This is a genomic window from Chitinophaga fulva, assembly GCF_012927205.1.
Lineage (GTDB): Bacteria > Bacteroidota > Bacteroidia > Chitinophagales > Chitinophagaceae > Chitinophaga > Chitinophaga fulva.
Map to the genome: position 1 here is coordinate 2378915 of NZ_JABBGC010000001.1, position 17348 is coordinate 2396262.

The following is a 17348-nucleotide window of genomic DNA, read 5'->3' on the forward strand; positions in this document are numbered from 1 at the left end:
TTTAACACCCTGATTCAGTCAAGTGAAATTATTATCCCGATTATCTTGATAATCGGGATTTTCTTATTTTTCACTCCACCGCAGTGACATCCAGTTCCCCGTTTTAAATTTTATTGCAGTTAGAGGTGTAAATGTGATCCGTGACTAGCATGCTGGGAAAAATGAATCCAGAGTTGAGGGGAGTTTTTGAAGATGCGTTAAAAAAATGGCTTTGCAAGAGCACAAGGAGAATCTGGGATAAAGCTGCTTACTAAACCTAATAGGAAAAAAGGAATTTTTCTGGTATGAGTTAAAAATTTCTGGTAAATATGGCAATCATAGATTGTATGGCAATATGGAAGATGTAATAGCTAATGGGGCAAAAGAAAGAAAGGTTGTATTTAGAAAATATTCACCAGATCATTAATAAAACAGTATTCAATGAAAATGCAAGACATTCTTCAAAGTAGCTTTACTCTTGAAAAATTAAGGTTAGACTTGTTTGGTTATCTTAATGATATGAACTACACAATGGATAGTAAGAGAGAATATTGTATATCTGTACCGAATATTGATACTAGTATTTGTGCAGAACTAATTTTAAGCCAAAAGGATGACATTCATGTTATTAAGTACATAGCAAACTATAACGTTATTGGAGGTCTTCATTATTATATAACAGTAGGAATTGGTAATTATATTGAATATGCTGACCTGGGACTTTTTACAGTAGATAAATGTTTAGTTGAGTTAAAGTATAATGATGATTTAACTTTCTATGATGCAGAATTGTATATAGAAGAGTTGAGTAGACAACATTAATGATTAATTGCATAATAAAGTTGTACCAATATTTATGATTTGTAATGGCTGACAAATGGGGATACGCTCAGAAGGTCACCATAACAGGATGCCTATTTATGAGCTAGGCGAGTTCTCTGTTTAATAAAACTAAAAAAAGAGCTGGATGAATACAGAACATAGTCGGTGGGTTTTATCCCGGGAGAGGGCTATTGAGGAGCTGCAGACTACCAAATTGAAATTTCTTACTTATTCAGATTTGATTTATTCTAATTCCCTTTTTGAGAAAATGGAAAGAATTGATAATAAAGATTTGAAACGGACCATCATACCTACTTGGTGTCGATATCAAAATGAAGAAATGGAGCTGAAGAACGAAGACTTTTTCAGTTTTTTTTTCGGTGACATCGGAATGGAGGAGTTAACATTTTTAATTACTGATGAAGGGCATGATAACGGATGGGTGTTTCAGTTTCTTGTTAAGGACTTTGCTGGTTTTAGTAAATGGTATGAAGCGTCTTTTGCGAGAGACTTTTTTCAGTTTAGTGATTATCTGGTGGTGTACCCTAGTCTCAATATGATAAGGTTGTTGGATGATGAAGGAGGTATTAATCAATTAGTTGTGTTATAATACTTAAAAGTGATTTTGTTTGTTTATCACCTTCTTAATATCTGAAATTCCGTCAATGGCGCGATTTCAGATATTAAGAAGCTTAATGAGTATAAGTTTGTTTTGTTTTTGCATCCCTGATAAACGCCGCAATCACTCTCAGCAATGCCTCTTTATCCTCATGAGGCAGCGTTTCGATCTCCTTGAAATACCTGATAATCTCTGCGTCATGTAGCGTTGCGCTGGCCTTGTCAGCGGTGTTTCCAAATATCAGGTAATCCACAGAAGTATCCAGTGCTTCAGCAATTTTTTTAATTACTTCAGCTGGCGGTTGGGCGTCTTTAGTCTCATAACGTCCAATCTGGGCATATGATATACCGACTTTATCAGCGAGCTTGCTTTGTGACCATCTCTTTGCTCTTCGTAGTTCCAGTATGCGGTTGCCAAGGCTATTCTTTTGAGACATAATTGCATGTTTTGGTTGCTAAAAATAGCTTATCTGTAGGAGGTCGGGACGTCGAATAATACGTGAGTGTGTTATGTTGCGAAAAATAGGTTTGTTTTTATGGTGCAAATAAGTTTATTTTGCTGCATAAATGTAGTAATTTAAAATGCATATGAAGCGAAAAACAATCCGGCGTGGGAAGGTCCACAGCCGTTGCCAGGAGGTAGTAAAACTTTATTCAGATGGCCGCTCCGGTTATCGGGGTGTCCCGCTATTGCGTATCGGCGGGTTATGGATGGAAAGGGTCGGTTTTATGATAGGGGACGCCATAGATATCACTGTAAAGGCGGAGAAACTGATCATAACAAAAGCCAGTGCTAATGAAAACCGCTAAGGCTAAGCCCTGGTATTGGTTATCATCAACGATAGATCCGTATTATTTGGGCTGAGCGAAAAAAAACGTTATTATCGTGTAACTTGGTCATAGGTTCGAATCCGCTCGGAACCTTTTAGTTCGAATCTAGTCGTCCCGACGAAGAGCATCTGACTGTTAATCAGAGGGTGTAATAGAAGGTTTGGGTGTTCGAATCTCCTTCTTCGCACTGAAACAGGTTCGAATCCAGTCATCCCGACAACGAGCATAGACCAACTGCCTTCTAAGCAGTAGGTCATTGGTTCGAATCCAATCCGGGATACAATGTGGGTTCAACTCCCTTCTGGGGTGTATTTTTAAATTTGCCCAATGGAGATGGCGGGAATCGAACCCGCGTCCCAAATTCCTTATCAGGGCTCGAATCCCTTCTTCTCCGCCAGCTGACTCTTAATCAGCGTGTCTATGAGCATCAGATTGTGGTACTGATGTATATCCTCCCAAATAAAGCTGAACCAGTACCTCCAAAAGTATTCCTTCGCTGCCCATTTTTATCTGCATCATGATTGCTTTATAAAAGAATGATTTGCTACGTTTATGTAGCAAAGTAAAAAGTTATTCACATTGTAATAAAAGTATATGCTTTGTCGCATATTGGGGTTTAATTTGTAGATGCCAAATCTTTGGAGTACTACATCTTTTAGTAACTCCATTGGCAATTTATTATTAATCAAAAGAAAGCAGGAAGCGCTATTAAAGAGAATCCACAAACTGAAGAATTACCAGAAAGCCGGAATGATGGTTTTTGTGTTGGCTGTTCTTTTCTTTGGTTTTTGGATGGGGAACCGGCGGGCAAATAGATTATATGAAGATGGTTATTGGACAACAGGCGTCATTGTTGAACGCGGAACAGATTATAAAGGCAGGTTAGCGTTTAATTATGAATTTTATGTTGACGGGAAGAAATACCATCATCAGGCTTCTGGAGTAGGAATACGACCTGAGTCATACCAGGAGTTTATTGGGAAGTCGTTGCCTGTACTATATAATTCAAAAGACCCTTCTGAGAATGATATGTTGTTACGTCCAAATGATTTTTCATCTCATGGGCGGGAACTACCTGATAGTTTATTTTGGATTTTAGATTGCGTAGAGAAATGATGATATCCTTTTAGCATATCATCGGTATTATTGTATTGCTGGCTATTGATTATTTTCTTTACAGAAGTATGATCAGAAATCTTATCATGCAGTACTTGCATGCAAAGAAGATGCTTAGATCTAGTGTGCATGTTAAGGGACAGATAACGGGGTTTGAGAGTAAGGAGGATCATGATAATCATACACAATTCGTTTCGGTAGTTGAGTTTGAATATGGGAATGGGGATAGGCATTTAGTAGTTTCTGACGATTATTTTTATACAAAACCGGAGGTAGGTTCATTCGTGGATGTATATTATGAAATGAATAATCCATCAAATTTTGTCATTGACTTTGGATCATTACTCCTGTTTAAATTTTTTCTGGCCACATTGCCTATTGTTATTGGGGTGATTTTAAATATTGCCGTCGTTTATTATGGTATGTTCGCAGTCAGTGAGTAAATGTCAATTAGTAAGAATGTTGTAGATCATGGAACGTTTAAATAAGAAAGAATGTTTTTTATCACTGTTGCAATTGTTAGCGACAAAAGGAGAGACGAGTAAAGCAGTATTGAATAAAATTACAACGGTTTTAAATTACTCTTGTATAACGTTAGAAACCAGTAGGGCTCATGGTTTGTACTCCCTTCGTCGTGATGTGGTAGAAAGAAAGGAAGAGGTAAAAGCGCAGTTTGATAACGTACTGCATTGTTTGTCCAATTACCCAGGGGAAGAGATAAGGCTTCATATAGTTATCCTGGGGAAGGTTGGTATTTTGATTTTTACGGGAATAAATGACGAATGTGAATTAGGCCATATTATGCTGGAAAGCGATAGGGAAGAGCCCTGAAGCCTTTTGGGTGCTTGGGGGATAGAAATGACGGATTTATTGTAGAATGGAATTAAAAACGCTATGAATATAACTATCACTGAAGTTAAAGATAAATACCTCCTGTTTGACAGCCCTCGTGGTCAGGGTATAGGGTTCTTTGCCAATCAGCGTTTAGAGCCGGGTAGCAACCATGGTGTTGAATTTGATTTTATGGAAGACCTGCATACTAATGTAAATACGCGTATTGGAACTACGAGGATGTTTGGTTTCTATCAGGAAGATGATTTTGTAATCGTAGTTGGAAATGTAGAGAGCGTTGATGAAGACGATGTTATATGTTTGAGAATAGACATGAGTTGTATCATCCTGGCGTATAAGAGTGATGTTCTTATACGCGAAGGTGATACCTTAGAGATCAGGCTTCACAAAGATCAGTTTAAAGTAACCAGCATTGGAACGGGATATTAATCTTCCGGGTATTAAAAAATGTGCAAACCTGGAGAAAAAGTGTTCCGGAACGGAGATTTTCTATATAGTTAAAAAAACATCAGGTCGGAAAAAGCGATATTAGAGAGATACGTATACGACAAGCGAAGGATACCTAAGAGATAACAAAAGAATAGCACCACAATAATTTGTAAATCATAAAGTTGCAAGCATAGTAAGAAATTGCATGTGACCTTGTATCCACCAATACTGATGATATTTTAAGCGATATCAATACAGCTGATACCTCACACAGCTATGAACGCTGCGGAGAAGTTATCAAAATAATGTAAATTAGAAGTAGGCTTAGAAATTATACCCCATCCTCACTTTAATAGGATCAGTCCTCGGCACATGCTGATTATACAGGAAATCAAACAGCACCATCATATTTCCTTTTAGTTTACTGTTGATCTTATACTTTTTGCTGATACCGATAAGGCCACTGGGCGTCCATACCTGGCCGACACCATTGGGGACACTGGCGATATCTGGTTGATAGTTCTGTTCGTAACCGCCGTTGAGGAAGAAAGTGCCTTTCAGTTTCCAGTCGATGAAGGAACGGATACTGGCGCCCTGACCGCTGAAATGAATATCATTAAAGCCGGTACCCAGACCGAGCTTATACGAGGCCCCGATACCTGCGCTACCGTTTTTATGGAATTTATAGGCTACCTGGCCGGCGAGATCGCTGGTGGTGGGGAAGAACTTGGTGCTACGTTGAAACTGGATATTGCTGCCGAATTCCAGCCTTTGCAGAAAACTTTTGGTCTTCAGCTCTTTCGGTTTGAAATTGGGCATATCGGCGGCGTTGTCCAGGTCGGGAAATTTGCTTTTCAGTTCGTTGATACGGCTGCGGGCTTCGGCCATCTGCTGACCGACAGCGGCGCCGGCATTGGGACCACCGCCCAGCCGTTGCTGGATGAGCTGCTCCACCTGTGAACGGGTTTGCAGGCCGGCGAGGTCCGCCGGGTTAGCGCTGCTGCCTCCCTGGAGGTTGAACAGGCTGGCCAACTGCGAGTTTTTCTGCATGAAATCATTAAAAGCGGGAACTTTTTTGATGATCTCCATCGCTTTCTGTTCTGCTTTTCTTTTATCCTTGAAGACTTCCTTGTACTCTTTCAGCTGCTGGGCGTAATAGTAGGCTTCCTTGTTCATTTTCTGAAGGTCTTTGGTGAAGCCGGTATATTGGGACAGTTGCTCTTTTAGTTGCTGTTTCCGCTCGCGGATGAAGGACTTGATAGCTTCGGCCTGTTGCAGTTTGTCTTTCAGCGCATCCATGGACTTGGTGGCGTTGCCGAGTTTATCGGTAATGCCTTTGCTCTGTTTGAGCAGGTCGTTGGAACCTTTGAGGAAGGCGAGGGAGTTTTGCAGGCTGTCCAGGTAAGGACCGCCGGGTTGGGAGAGCACGGAAGGTACTTTCACTTTCCCCAGTTTCCCTTTGAGGCGCGCTTGCAAGTTGCCTAGTGAGTCGATGCTGCGGGTGAAGATATTTTTAGCCGCCACGCTGTCTATTTTGGCCAGTTTTTTCTGCATGGCCTGTTCTTCTTTCAGGAAGCGTTTAAGTGCTTTGTCAGTGCGCGTGGTTACCTGTTTATTGAGTTTGTCGGCTTTGTTTTTGGCGGTGGAAATAAATTTCTCCGGCACCTGTTGCACTTTGGCGGCCACACTGTCTTTTTTAGCCAGGATGTCCTGTGCCAGTACAGGTTGCAGGCAAAAACAACAGAATAGGAATATAGCAGCGTGAATAAGTTTCATAAATAGGTACGGGTTACAAATAGTCAGGTGGCTATTGGGCGGTAAGATAGGAATTATCCTGCACATATAAACGAAAAAATCCCCGGCTGTTGAGGCCGGGGATGTTGATAATTATACTTATAAACCCTTTGCAAGTAATTAGGCGCTGCAGGTTACGCAACCTTCTTCCATGGTGCAAACAGCCCCTTCAGGGATGTCGTCGATGGAGATGTCACCGCCTTTGGCGATAACGGGTTGGATTTGCTGGCCGCCTTGTTTTTCAACGGTAAACTGTACCGCCTGGGTAGCTGCCTGTGTACGCAGATAATACATACCGGTTTTGAGGCCTTTTTTCCAGGCATAGAAGTGCATGGAGGTCAGCTTGGCGGCAGTAGGAGTGTCTACGAACAGGTTGAGCGACTGTGACTGGCAGATGAACGCGCCGCGGTCGGCTGCCATGTCGATCAGGCTGCGTTGTTTGATTTCCCAAACTGTTTTATACAGTTCTTTGATGTTAGCAGGGATCTCGTTGATATTTTGGATGGAACCGTTAGCGGAAATGATTTTTGTTTTCATATCATTGTCCCACAGGCCCAGTTCCACGAGGTCTTTCAGGAGATGTTTGTTCACTACCACAAACTCACCGCTCAGTACGCGACGGGTATAGATGTTGGAAGTGTACGGCTCGAAGCACTCGTTGTTGCCCAGGATCTGGGAAGTAGAGGCTGTCGGCATCGGTGCCAGCAGGAGGGAGTTGCGGATACCATCTTTAATGATGGATTTTTTCAGCGCATCCCAGTTCCAGCGGGATGTGGGTGTTACGTCCCACATATCGAATTGCAGCACACCTTTGGAGGCTGGTGAGCCCGGGAAGGTTTCGTAGTAACCGTCTTTTTTGGCGAGATCGTTGGAAGCGGTGAGGCCGGCGAAGTAGATGGTTTCAAATATTTCGCTGTTCAGTTTTTTAGCTTCATCGCTTTCGAAAGGATAACGCATCAGGATAAACGCATCAGCGAGACCTTGTACACCCAGACCGATCGGGCGGTGGCGCAGGTTGCTGCGTTCTGCCTCTTCTACAGGGTAGTAGTTGTGATCGATGATTTTGTTCAGGTTCAAAGTAGCCTGGTAGGTTACTTCAAACAGTTTCTGATGGTCAAACACGCCTTCGTTTACGAAGCGGGGCAGCGCCAAAGAGGCGAGGTTACATACGGCCACTTCATTAGCGTCGGTATATTCGATGATCTCTGTGCAGAGGTTGGAGCTCTTGATGGTGCCCAGGTTCTGCTGGTTGGACTTGCGGTTGGCAGAGTCTTTATACAGCAGGTACGGAGTACCGGTTTCAATTTGAGCGTCCAGGATGGCGAACCACAGGTCCTGTGCTTTCACAGTTTTGCGGGCGCGGTTTTCCTTTTCGTATTTTTCGTACAGGGCTTCAAATTCTTCGCCCCAGCATTCGTGCAGTCCGGGTGCTTCATGTGGACAGAAGAGTGACCAGGTGCCGTTGGCTTCTACGCGTTTCATGAACAGGTCAGGCATCCAGAGGGCGTAGAAGAGGTCGCGGGCGCGCATTTCTTCTTTACCGTGGTTTTTACGCAGGTCCAGGAATTCGAAGATATCGGCATGCCATGGTTCCAGGTAGATAGCGAAAGCGCCTTTGCGTTTTCCGCCGCCCTGGTCCACATAACGGGCAGTGTCGTTGAATACACGCAGCATCGGGATGATACCGTTGGAGGTACCGTTGGTGCCGCTGATATAAGAACCGGTAGCCCGGATGTTATGAATGCTCAGACCGATACCACCGGCGCTCTGAGAGATCTTGGCGGTCTGCTTCAGGGTGTCGTAGATACCTTCGATGCTGTCGTCCTGCATGGTGAGCAGGAAGCAGGAAGACATCTGCGGTTTCGGTGTGCCGGCGTTGAAGAGGGTGGGCGTGGCATGTGTGAACCAGCGCTCGCTCATCAGGTTGTATGTTTTGATCGCAGATTCGATGTCTTCTTTGTGGATACCTACAGACACACGCATGAACATGTGCTGCGGACGTTCTACTACTTTACCGTCTGTTTTCAACAGGTAAGAGCGCTCCAGTGTTTTGAAACCGAAGTAGTCGAAGGCGAAATCGCGGTCGTAAATAATGTTGGAGTCAAGGGTATCTGCATTTTTCTCAATGATGTCCCACACTTCGTCAGACAGCAAGGCTGCGTTCTTACCGGTTTTAGGATCAATGTAGTTATACAGTTTACGCATCGTTTTGGAGAACGATTTTTCTGTATTCTTATGCAGGTTGCTTACAGCTATGCGGGAAGCCAGCAGGGCGTAGTCCGGGTGTTTGGTGGTAAGGGACGCAGCTGTTTCAGCGGCCAGGTTGTCCAGCTCTGAAGTAGTTACGCCATCGTATAAACCCTGGATCACTTTCTTGGCCACGTCTATTGCGTCTACATATTCCGTATTAAAACCGTAGCACAGTTTTTCGATACGGGCAGTGATTTTGTCGAATTTCACTGCTTCTTTTCGTCCATCTCTCTTGATTACGAACATGGGTTTGTGAATTTAAGAGGTTAGATAAAATTTGGTTAGTTTTTCATTTAGTCATTTAAATAACCAAATGACACCATGAATAAATTAAAAGTCTTCTTCCAGGCTGAAGGTCTGCGCTTCTTTGCTGCCGCCCATTACGCCTGACTTCTGATAGTCACCCACACGTTTCTCAAAGAAATTGGTCTTGCCTTGCAATGAAATCATTTCCATGAAGTCAAAAGGATTGGACGCGTTGTATATTTTGCTGTAGCCCAGCTCAGACAACCATCTGTCGGCCACAAACTCGATGTATTGAGTCATCAGGTCTGAGTTCATGCCAATCAGGGCTACCGGTAAGGCTTCTGTAATGAATTCTTTTTCGTAGCTCACCGCATCACGGATGATGGTGTGCACTTGTTCTTCGCTGAGTTTATTTTCCAGCATGCTGTACAGCAGGCAGGCAAATTCGCAGTGCAGTCCTTCGTCACGGCTGATCAGCTCATTGGAGAAGGTCAGACCAGGCATCAGGCCTCTTTTCTTCAGCCAGAAGATAGAGCAGAAGCTGCCGCTGAAGAAGATACCTTCTACTGCTGCAAAAGCTACCAGGCGTTCTGCAAAGGTGCCGTTCTCGATCCAGCGCAGCGCCCATTCTGCCTTTTTCTTCACCGCAGGTACGGTGTCGATGGCGTGGAACAGCCGGTCTTTTTCTACTGCGTCTTTGATATAGGTGTCAATCAGCAATGCATATGTCTCGGAGTGGATATTTTCCATCATGATCTGGAAACCGTAGAAACAACGGGCTTCCGGGATCTGTACTTCACTCATGAAGTTTACGGCCAGGTTCTCATTGACGATACCATCGCTGGCGGCAAAAAAAGCAAGTACGTGGGATATAAAGTGGCGCTCGCCGTCATTCATGCTGGCCCAATCTTTCATGTCTGCACTCAGGTCTATCTCTTCGGCCGTCCAAAAACTCGCTTCGTGTTTCTTATACTGCTCCCAGATCCTGGGATATTTGATCGGTAATAAGACAAAACGGTCCTTGTTCTCTTTTAAAAGAATTTCATTCTCGTTACTCATAATAATATTTTTTATATCGGGTCGCGGTTCTCGGTTTTTCCTAAATGGGGTTGGTATACTGAAAAATTCGCATATCTCACATTTACCACCTGCCTGTTTCCAGCATCTATATCCTAAAACTGATTACGTCCGGGATTACAAATGTAAGGAACGACATTAGGGAGGGGAGTTTTAGTTTTCAACAGGTGTGGAAAAACAATGTGAACATTGTTGAAATGTAGTGCTGGAGCATGTTTCACGGTGATGTGGAAAACCCTGGGTATAACATTTTTTCTTCATGAAAAAAGCATGACATTTTGAGGAAATATATACACAAAAACCTTATGGACCGGCTAATAGTATGATGATCAGTGTAAAAAAAGCCGCTGGCAAATTTTTGTTAAATTGAATACCGGAATATATTATTATAAGGATTAATTCTTCATATTTACGGCCGATCAACTTATACGTATGCCCGAACCGGTTATTGCCCTTCATGCTGTCAAAAAGAATTACCAGGATGTGCCCATACTGGATATCCCCCATCTGGAACTGCCGGCCGGCATATACTGGCTACAGGGCGAAAACGGCGCGGGTAAAACCACCTGTATGAAAGTGATGGCCGGCCTCATACCCTTCAAAGGGGAAATCCGGCTTCGCGGGGAGGTCAGCAGCAAAGACCATCCTGTCGCTTTCCGCCGGCTGATCAACTACGCGGAGGCGGAACCGTTCTATCCGGCCTTCCTCACCGGCCGCGATCTGCTGGAACTCTACCTCGGTACCAAAGGGGGCGACCGCCAGCTGATTGGCGAAATAGCGGAGAGAATGGGTGTGCACATCTTTGTGAATAACCCGGTGAGCACCTATTCCAGCGGGATGCTCAAAAAACTGTCACTGCTGCTGGCCTTTACGGGCAATCCGGCGGTGATCCTGCTCGATGAGCCCCTTATCACCATCGATACCCGCACGCTGGCCATCATGTACGACCTGGTCCGCACCCGCCACGCGAATGGCGTTACTTTCCTTATCACTTCCCACCAGCCGCTGGACCCGGAAGAGGTCACCATCACGGGCACCCTGCGGATTGCGGATAAAAACATTACGCTCAATTAATATGCGTTCAGTTACGGCCATCCTGCAAAAAATATTCACTACCCAGTTTTATATACAGAACACGGGCTTCTTCCTGGTGCTGTTCTACTTCCTATTCGGCGTGGTGGACAGTGGCAGCCTTATCAGCTATCACAAAGGGCTCATGATGGGCTTCCTCGAAGGTCCTTCGTTCTTGCTGATCGTACTGGCGCTATGGGCGCTCTACTGCCTCAAATGTGTCGGCTTCGTGATGAAAGTGCTGCAAAGCCAGGGCTACGAATTCCTGTACCCGGCCATGGGCAGCATGGATAAAAACAGGCGGCTCCGCGAATGGCTGCTGATTCACAATGCCATCTACCTGCCGGTATGGATATATGCGGGAGTAGCGATGATGGTGGGTATTCGGTATCATTATTACGGGTCTTCCATCATCATCCTGGTGTTTAATGTGGCCATGGCCCTTTGGCCACTGGCGCTGTACGACAGGAAACTGTTCCAGCCGGATATTTTCTTCTTTACAGGGTATCTGCAACGCTGGATCAACCGCCGCTTTACCAAACCACCAGTGCTGTATTTCCTGTATGAACTGTTTACACAGTTTCCCCGCCGCATCCTCACGGCTAAACTGGTGTCTGCCCTGATGTTATGGCTCACATTTTTCCTCATGCAGCAGGGTGATTACTTTGATCTGCGCGGCCTTCAGCTGGGCGTGATGTTAAGTGTGCTGCTGCATCTTCAGCTGCTCACGCATCACCGCGCCTTTGATGATACATGGCTCAATTTCATGGAAAACCTGCCTATCAGCACCTTCCGGCATTATACCCGCATGGCGGCTGTCTACCTGATCATGTGGATACCGGAAATGGTGATGATCACGGTCAACGCCTATACGAAAACATCTGTGCTGTCACTGCTCATGGTTTTCTGCCTGGCGCTTTCCCTGTTGATGTTTTTCCGCGCGCTCTTATATTTTCCGAAGATGAATAACGAACTGCACGTGCGTTATGTACTGCTCACCTGTTTCGTCGTGCTGTTTATGGTGCTCGGACATTATGAATGGCTCGCTATTCTGCTGTTACAGGTGCTTTCAGCGATTGTTTTCTTTAGCAAATACCGGCGGTACGAACCTTATATTGAATCGTAAAAAGAGAGGTGTTACAAACAATTCAAATCAATTCATATTTACATTCGCTTGGCGTCGCATTCCCGATATTTTCATATTCGTCATATTGGTGATTCCCCGATTCCCCGATTCCCAGGGCTGAAGCCCTGGGCTACGATGTTATTCAGGTTCTTTTATGGCGGCATTATAATAGTAACCGGCCAGATGTGGCCAGTGCTGGGATATTCAACAGGGTACGTTCATTTATTGCAGTAGTAATTTTAAATGAATCGGGCTGACCAATTGGTCAGCCCGATTCATTTAAAATCTAAAATGTTTATGGTAGGTACTCATTTACAGCACATCCGGATAATGTTCAATTCATGTAGGATTTATCACCGATTGTCGCTAGACAGCCGTTAACCAGTAGTTAAGGAATGAAGCTAAATGAGGACTTGAAGAACATCGTAGCCCAGGGCTTCAGCCCTGGGAATCTCGAATGCACGAATCCCGAATCCCGAACCCCGAATGCACAAACCCTTAAACCTCGGATGTACGAATCCCGAATCCCGAATCCCGAACCCCGAATGCACAAACCCTTAAACCCCGGATGCACAATTGCCCGAATCCCGGATGTACATTCGGCGTAAATACACGCACATCTCATCCAAAACATTCATTTATTTCCCCTCACGCGGAAAACGATCGCTCAGCGTTGCCAGCGATTCCAGCATGATCGGTAATTGTTTACGGATAAATTCATCGTTCAGATTACCGTTTTCATCAAACTTATGCTGTGCATTGGCAATCATGATTTCCGGTTTGTTCACCACATGGGCGTTGAGGAACACCATCACCTGCCGCAGGTGGTACTGCATGCGTGCGGTGCCTACGTTACCCTGACTGGCGCCCAGGATGGCTACGGCTTTCTCGTTGAAAGGTTTGTCGGGGTGCCTGGAAAGCACGTCTATCACGTTTTTCAGGCCGCCAGGAATAGAGTAGTTGTATTCCGGTGAAACAAAAATAACCCCATCGGAGGATTGTATTTTCTCCGCAATAGGCACTACCTGTTCCAGCAGCTCCGTATGTACGTCGGCGTTATACACAGGGACGTGGTCGTAAAATACCTGTTCAATAGTGATGTGTGATGGCGCCAGCATTTGCATGGCTTTGAGGGCCATCTCGTTGTAGGACCCTTTTCTGAGGCTGCCACAGAAGGCAATAAAATGATACTTTTTTTCGACAGACATTGGACTGCTTTAAATGATTAAATTCTTCTTTCTTTATTGATGAACTTCCGGTGAATAACTTCCTGCACGGGGATGTTCTCGATCTTGCTTTCCAGCCACGAGATGATGTCCAGGTAGAGGAAGGACCGGCGTTCGTAAGGATCTTCGGAGATCTGTTCCAGCCTGTCTTTCAGGTCCACAAAGGCGCTGCGCAGCTCTTTGGGGTTAGCGTAAATATAACGGCGCAGGAACTTCATGATCGCTTCCATCACCAGTCCAAGGTCTTTGTGTTTGGAGATGAAGTGGTAAACGGATTTGATCAGGTATTCCACCAGGCTGTAATTTTCCAGTTCGTAGTGCGCGATGAGATGCAGTATACGGGCAAAACACTGAATATCGGCGCGCAGGTTGCCGATCTTCAGGTTGATGATTTTATTGAGATAAAAAATCGCTTTACTGTTATCGCCGCTACCGAAATACAGGCAGGCGATCTTATAGTAAAACACCAGTACCCGGTGCTGGTCTATTTTTAGGGTGTGATTGCTGATCTCAGACTCCAGCTCTGGTACCATGGCCAAACCCTGGCTGAAAGTGCCTTCCAGGAAGTAGCGGTTGATCTTGGCGGTATACAGGTATACAAACGCCGAGGTGCGCGTATTCTCATGGAAATGTTCTTCGTTGGCCCGGATGAACGTTTCCAGGTCACTCAGCGCTGACTTGAACTTCTCAAAGTTAGATGTATAAAAATGGGCGGTCAGCAGGTTGTGCTGTGCCTTGATGTACAGGTCCATGTCGGTCTGTTGCAACCTGGGATACTGTTTGAACAAATCCACCCATTTCTGTGTATACCGGTAATACATCACAAAGTCCTGCAGGATATAATAATACCAGCAGGAGGCCTGGTATAGGTATATTTTCTCATAGAAGCTCATCTGCGAAGCGTCGCGCTGCGGCAGCTGGCCTTCAAAAAACGATTTCACCATGTCGGCGTCGCGCTCGTTGCGGGCGTGTCCCAGCTTAAGGTACAGGCCGTACATGCGGAGGGAGAGCGTGCTTAGTCGACTGATATGTGTGAGCTGGTGTTCTATCTGCCGGGATTCGGAGCTGAGTGCTTCCGCCCGGTTCTCGAGGCTGCGGGTGATATGCCGGGATTCAATCAGTTTTTCAAACTCCACAATTTCGTAGCTCATCATCACTTCTTCCTGCTCCAGCGCCATGGTTTTGGCTTTGGCCAGCACTTTAAGGCTCTGGTTGTACAGTCCTTTATTATAAAGCACCCGGGCATGGTCCAGCTGTTCCCGCAGGTCTATCAGCGGGTCTTTCTGTTTATACAGCTGTCGCAGGCTCGATAGCAGATGTTTGTATAAGTGTGCCTTCACATTGGATAACTGCTGTTTCTTCAGGTCCGGCACTTTCTTCAATATCTGCTCCTCGTCGTAATCCTTCATTTTGTCCAACGTATTGAACAGCTGAATGAACAATACGTCGTCTTTGGTATTATTCTTATTAAATGCCAGCTGAAAATTCCGCTTTTCGGCTTTAGTTAGCGTTTTTATTAATATGAATAAAGCATCACTTTGGCTGTTGGGCATCGTTAATAAATTCTTATAAGTAATTGATAAACAATCTATTGATGTATATCAACCTATTTTAAAAGTTGTAATTATAGCAAATTTAGCGATATGGCAATTAAATATTGCCCATTAGATTTGAAGGTATAAACAATTTAAAAGGAAAGCATTAAGGATGGGAAAAACGTTATTTGATAAGATCTGGGACAGCCATATCGTGATGAGTAAGCCGGAACATCCGGACGCGGTGTATATCAACACGCACTTTATCCATGAAGTAACCAGTCCTCAGGCATTCGACGGCCTTCGCAAACGTGGCATCCCGGTATTCCGCCCGCAGAAGACCAGGGCTACCGCTGACCACAACGTACCTACGCTGGACCAGCACCTGCCGATCAAGGAGGCCCTGAGCCGCCACCAGGTGGAGATGCTCACCAAAAACACAGCGGAATTCGGTGTGGAGCTGTACGGTCTCGGCCATCCCTACCAGGGCATCGTACACGTTATCGGCCCGGAGCTGGGCATCACCCTGCCGGGCATGACCATCGTGTGCGGCGACAGCCATACCAGCACCCATGGTGCCTTCGGAGCCGTAGCCTTCGGTATCGGCACCTCTGAAGTGGAACAGGTACTGGCCACCCAGTGTATCCTGCAATACAAACCTAAACGCATGAAGATAGAGGTGAACGGTACCCTGAAAAAAGGCGTGCTGTCTAAAGACATCATCCTCTATATCATCTCCAAAATATCTGCTTCCGGCGCTACCGGCTATTTCGTGGAATATGCCGGCGACGCTATCCGCAACCTCAGCATGGAAGCCCGTATGACCATCTGTAACATGAGCATCGAAATGGGCGCCCGCGGTGGCCTCATAGCTCCGGATGACATTACGTTCAACTATATTAAAGGACGCCAGTTCGCTCCACAGGGCGCCGACTGGGACAAAGCGCTCGCTTACTGGAAAACACTCTATTCCGATAACGACGCCCAGTTTGATAAAGTACTCACCTTCGACGCAGCAGATATCGAACCACAGATCACCTACGGCACCAACCCCGGTATGGGCATGGGTGTTACCCAGCATATCCCGGCACTGGACCAGGTGGAAGAGAAAGAAAGACCTTCTTTCAAAAAATCACTGGAATACATGGACCTGGAACCAGGCAGCGCGCTGCTCGGCAAAAAAATCGACTATGTGTTCATCGGCAGCTGTACCAACTCCCGTATCGAAGACCTCCGTCTGGTGGCCGACTACGTGAAGGGCAAACGCAAAGCCGACGATGTGGTGGTATGGATCGTGCCCGGCTCCAAACAGGTGGAAGCTCAGGCTATAGAAGAAGGCATCGACAAAGTGTTTGCAGAAGCCGGTTTCCAGCTCCGTGAACCCGGATGCTCCGCCTGCCTCGCTATGAACGAAGACAAAGTGCCTGCCGGCATGTACTGCATCTCTACGTCCAACCGCAACTTTGAAGGTCGCCAGGGCCCTAATGCCCGCACCTTCCTGGCCAGCCCGCTTACCGCAGCTGCCGCAGCCCTCACCGGCCGGGTTACGGATGTTAGAGAAGCTTTCGGCCACTAGTCATCAAATATCTAAATACCAAAATATCAAAATCCGTAAATGACATGATCTGGGACGCCGACTTATATAAAACAAAACACGCCTTCGTGTTTGAATATGGCAACAGCCTGATCGGTGACTGGTTGCAACCACAGACCGGGGAAACGATCCTCGATCTGGGCTGCGGTACCGGAGAGCTCACCGCTCAACTGGCAGCCACCGGCGCCCGGGTCACCGGTATCGATGCTTCGCCCGAAATGATCGCCACCGCACGGCAGTCATTCCCAGAAGTGGCCTTTGAAGTGGGCGACGCCACCAGGTTCTCGCTGCCGCAACAGTATGATGCCATCTTCTCCAACGCTACCCTGCACTGGGTACGGGAAAAAGAAAAGGCCATCAACCGGATGTACACGCACCTGAAAAAAGGCGGCCGCCTGATCATCGAAATGGGAGGCAAAGGAAACGTAGACAGCATCCTGCGTACACTCGACAGCGTGATGCAGGCCAAAGGCTATCGCTATGAGCCCTTCTGGTATTTCCCTTCTCCCGGTGAATACACCACCCTGCTGGAAAATGCCGGCTTCCGCGTGGAAAGGGTCCATTTCTTTGACCGCCCCACTAAATTGGCCGATGCCGACCGTGGCATCATCGACTGGCTGGAGATGTTCGGCAATCACTTCTTTGCCAATGTCCCGGAAAATGATAAACAGGCTATCCTGCAACAGGTACAGCAGGAGCTGGGCCCGCAGGTGACCCGCGACGGACAGCTCTATGCAGACTACGTGAGACTGCGTGTAGCCGCCATAAAAATCTAAACAGAC

Annotated in this window: 17 protein-coding genes; 11 read left to right on the forward strand and 6 right to left on the reverse strand. The window is 45.9% G+C overall.

The annotated features are described in order from the left end of the window. Positions 1-420 precede the first annotated feature (420 nt). Both HHL17_RS09905 and HHL17_RS09910 read left to right on the forward strand, forming a co-directional pair. Positions 421-801, forward strand: a complete 381-nt coding sequence (locus HHL17_RS09905) for a hypothetical protein (RefSeq protein ID WP_169224562.1) — start codon at positions 421-423, stop codon at positions 799-801. A 145-nt stretch (positions 802-946) separates the two neighbouring features. Continuing rightward, positions 947-1411, forward strand: a complete 465-nt coding sequence (locus HHL17_RS09910) for a hypothetical protein (RefSeq protein WP_169224563.1) — start codon at positions 947-949, stop codon at positions 1409-1411. 82 nt (positions 1412-1493) lie between these two features. Here the strand turns inward: HHL17_RS09910 and HHL17_RS09915 are convergent, their stop codons facing one another. After that, positions 1494-1856 carry a helix-turn-helix domain-containing protein gene (locus HHL17_RS09915; RefSeq protein WP_169224564.1) on the reverse strand — a complete coding sequence of 121 codons (363 nt, stop codon included), beginning with the start codon at positions 1854-1856 and terminating at the stop codon, positions 1494-1496. Between the two features lie 151 nt (positions 1857-2007). On the opposite strand from HHL17_RS09915, the gene HHL17_RS09920 reads away from it, so the two are divergent. The 5 genes from HHL17_RS09920 to HHL17_RS09940 all read left to right on the forward strand — a co-directional run bounded on the left by HHL17_RS09920 (position 2008) and on the right by HHL17_RS09940 (position 4647). Further along, positions 2008-2229, forward strand: coding sequence for a SymE family type I addiction module toxin (locus HHL17_RS09920; protein WP_240975118.1), 222 nt, complete (start codon positions 2008-2010; stop codon positions 2227-2229). Positions 2230-2877: 648 nt separating this feature from the next. Beyond that, a complete protein-coding gene (locus HHL17_RS09925; protein ID WP_169224566.1) occupies positions 2878-3366 on the forward strand; it encodes a DUF3592 domain-containing protein in 489 nt (162 codons plus the stop codon). 86 nt (positions 3367-3452) lie between these two features. Further along, positions 3453-3809 carry a DUF3592 domain-containing protein gene (locus HHL17_RS09930; protein WP_240975119.1) on the forward strand — a complete coding sequence of 119 codons (357 nt, stop codon included), beginning with the start codon at positions 3453-3455 and terminating at the stop codon, positions 3807-3809. Between the two features lie 28 nt (positions 3810-3837). Then, positions 3838-4197, forward strand: coding sequence for a hypothetical protein (locus HHL17_RS09935; RefSeq protein WP_169224568.1), 360 nt, complete (start codon positions 3838-3840; stop codon positions 4195-4197). Positions 4198-4260: 63 nt separating this feature from the next. Then, the gene (locus HHL17_RS09940) at positions 4261-4647 is read left to right on the forward strand and encodes a hypothetical protein (protein WP_169224569.1); all 387 of its coding nucleotides are present in this window, start codon (positions 4261-4263) and stop codon (positions 4645-4647) included. A 324-nt stretch (positions 4648-4971) separates the two neighbouring features. On the opposite strand, the gene HHL17_RS09945 is transcribed toward HHL17_RS09940, so the two are convergent. The 3 genes from HHL17_RS09945 to HHL17_RS09955 form a co-directional block, all read right to left on the reverse strand. Then, positions 4972-6423 (reverse strand): coiled-coil domain-containing protein, encoded by a 1452-nt coding sequence (locus HHL17_RS09945; RefSeq protein ID WP_169224570.1) that lies wholly within the window; start codon positions 6421-6423, stop codon positions 4972-4974. Positions 6424-6561: 138 nt separating this feature from the next. Beyond that, complete coding sequence (locus tag HHL17_RS09950; RefSeq protein WP_169224571.1) at positions 6562-8937, reverse strand: ribonucleoside-diphosphate reductase subunit alpha; 2376 nt, start codon at positions 8935-8937, stop codon at positions 6562-6564. Between the two features lie 84 nt (positions 8938-9021). Beyond that, a complete protein-coding gene (locus HHL17_RS09955; RefSeq protein ID WP_169224572.1) occupies positions 9022-9996 on the reverse strand; it encodes a ribonucleoside-diphosphate reductase small subunit in 975 nt (324 codons plus the stop codon). A gap of 450 nt (positions 9997-10446) precedes the next feature. Between HHL17_RS09955 and HHL17_RS09960 the strand changes: the two genes are divergently transcribed. After that, on the forward strand, positions 10447-11088 hold the full coding sequence (locus tag HHL17_RS09960) for an ABC transporter ATP-binding protein (protein ID WP_169224573.1): 642 nt from the start codon (positions 10447-10449) through the stop codon (positions 11086-11088). Between the two features lies 1 nt (position 11089). Then, the gene (locus tag HHL17_RS09965) at positions 11090-12211 is read left to right on the forward strand and encodes a hypothetical protein (protein ID WP_169224574.1); all 1122 of its coding nucleotides are present in this window, start codon (positions 11090-11092) and stop codon (positions 12209-12211) included. A gap of 638 nt (positions 12212-12849) precedes the next feature. On the opposite strand, the gene HHL17_RS09970 is transcribed toward HHL17_RS09965, so the two are convergent. Then, positions 12850-13419 carry an NADPH-dependent FMN reductase gene (locus HHL17_RS09970; protein WP_169224575.1) on the reverse strand — a complete coding sequence of 190 codons (570 nt, stop codon included), beginning with the start codon at positions 13417-13419 and terminating at the stop codon, positions 12850-12852. Between the two features lie 17 nt (positions 13420-13436). After that, positions 13437-14990, reverse strand: coding sequence for a hypothetical protein (locus HHL17_RS09975; RefSeq protein ID WP_169224576.1), 1554 nt, complete (start codon positions 14988-14990; stop codon positions 13437-13439). Positions 14991-15144: 154 nt separating this feature from the next. Here HHL17_RS09975 and leuC point away from each other — a divergent pair, with 154 nt between their 5' ends. Together leuC and HHL17_RS09985 are read left to right on the forward strand one after the other, a co-directional pair. Continuing rightward, positions 15145-16548, forward strand: a complete 1404-nt coding sequence (gene leuC, locus HHL17_RS09980; RefSeq protein ID WP_169224577.1) for a 3-isopropylmalate dehydratase large subunit — start codon at positions 15145-15147, stop codon at positions 16546-16548. Between the two features lie 44 nt (positions 16549-16592). After that, on the forward strand, positions 16593-17342 hold the full coding sequence (locus HHL17_RS09985; protein WP_169224578.1) for a class I SAM-dependent methyltransferase: 750 nt from the start codon (positions 16593-16595) through the stop codon (positions 17340-17342). Positions 17343-17348: the final 6 nt, after the last annotated feature.

Coding starts and splice junctions, on each gene's coding strand:
- HHL17_RS09905 (WP_169224562.1), top strand. CDS start 421: ATGAAAATGCAAGACATTCTTCAAAGTAGCTTTACTCTTGAAAAATTA.
- HHL17_RS09910 (WP_169224563.1), top strand. CDS start 947: ATGAATACAGAACATAGTCGGTGGGTTTTATCCCGGGAGAGGGCTATT.
- HHL17_RS09915 (WP_169224564.1), bottom strand. CDS start 1,856: ATGTCTCAAAAGAATAGCCTTGGCAACCGCATACTGGAACTACGAAGA.
- HHL17_RS09920 (WP_240975118.1), top strand. CDS start 2,008: ATGAAGCGAAAAACAATCCGGCGTGGGAAGGTCCACAGCCGTTGCCAG.
- HHL17_RS09925 (WP_169224566.1), top strand. CDS start 2,878: ATGCCAAATCTTTGGAGTACTACATCTTTTAGTAACTCCATTGGCAAT.
- HHL17_RS09930 (WP_240975119.1), top strand. CDS start 3,453: ATGCAGTACTTGCATGCAAAGAAGATGCTTAGATCTAGTGTGCATGTT.
- HHL17_RS09935 (WP_169224568.1), top strand. CDS start 3,838: ATGGAACGTTTAAATAAGAAAGAATGTTTTTTATCACTGTTGCAATTG.
- HHL17_RS09940 (WP_169224569.1), top strand. CDS start 4,261: ATGAATATAACTATCACTGAAGTTAAAGATAAATACCTCCTGTTTGAC.
- HHL17_RS09945 (WP_169224570.1), bottom strand. CDS start 6,423: ATGAAACTTATTCACGCTGCTATATTCCTATTCTGTTGTTTTTGCCTG.
- HHL17_RS09950 (WP_169224571.1), bottom strand. CDS start 8,937: ATGTTCGTAATCAAGAGAGATGGACGAAAAGAAGCAGTGAAATTCGAC.
- HHL17_RS09955 (WP_169224572.1), bottom strand. CDS start 9,996: ATGAGTAACGAGAATGAAATTCTTTTAAAAGAGAACAAGGACCGTTTT.
- HHL17_RS09960 (WP_169224573.1), top strand. CDS start 10,447: ATGCCCGAACCGGTTATTGCCCTTCATGCTGTCAAAAAGAATTACCAG.
- HHL17_RS09965 (WP_169224574.1), top strand. CDS start 11,090: ATGCGTTCAGTTACGGCCATCCTGCAAAAAATATTCACTACCCAGTTT.
- HHL17_RS09970 (WP_169224575.1), bottom strand. CDS start 13,419: ATGTCTGTCGAAAAAAAGTATCATTTTATTGCCTTCTGTGGCAGCCTC.
- HHL17_RS09975 (WP_169224576.1), bottom strand. CDS start 14,990: ATGCCCAACAGCCAAAGTGATGCTTTATTCATATTAATAAAAACGCTA.
- leuC (WP_169224577.1), top strand. CDS start 15,145: ATGGGAAAAACGTTATTTGATAAGATCTGGGACAGCCATATCGTGATG.
- HHL17_RS09985 (WP_169224578.1), top strand. CDS start 16,593: ATGATCTGGGACGCCGACTTATATAAAACAAAACACGCCTTCGTGTTT.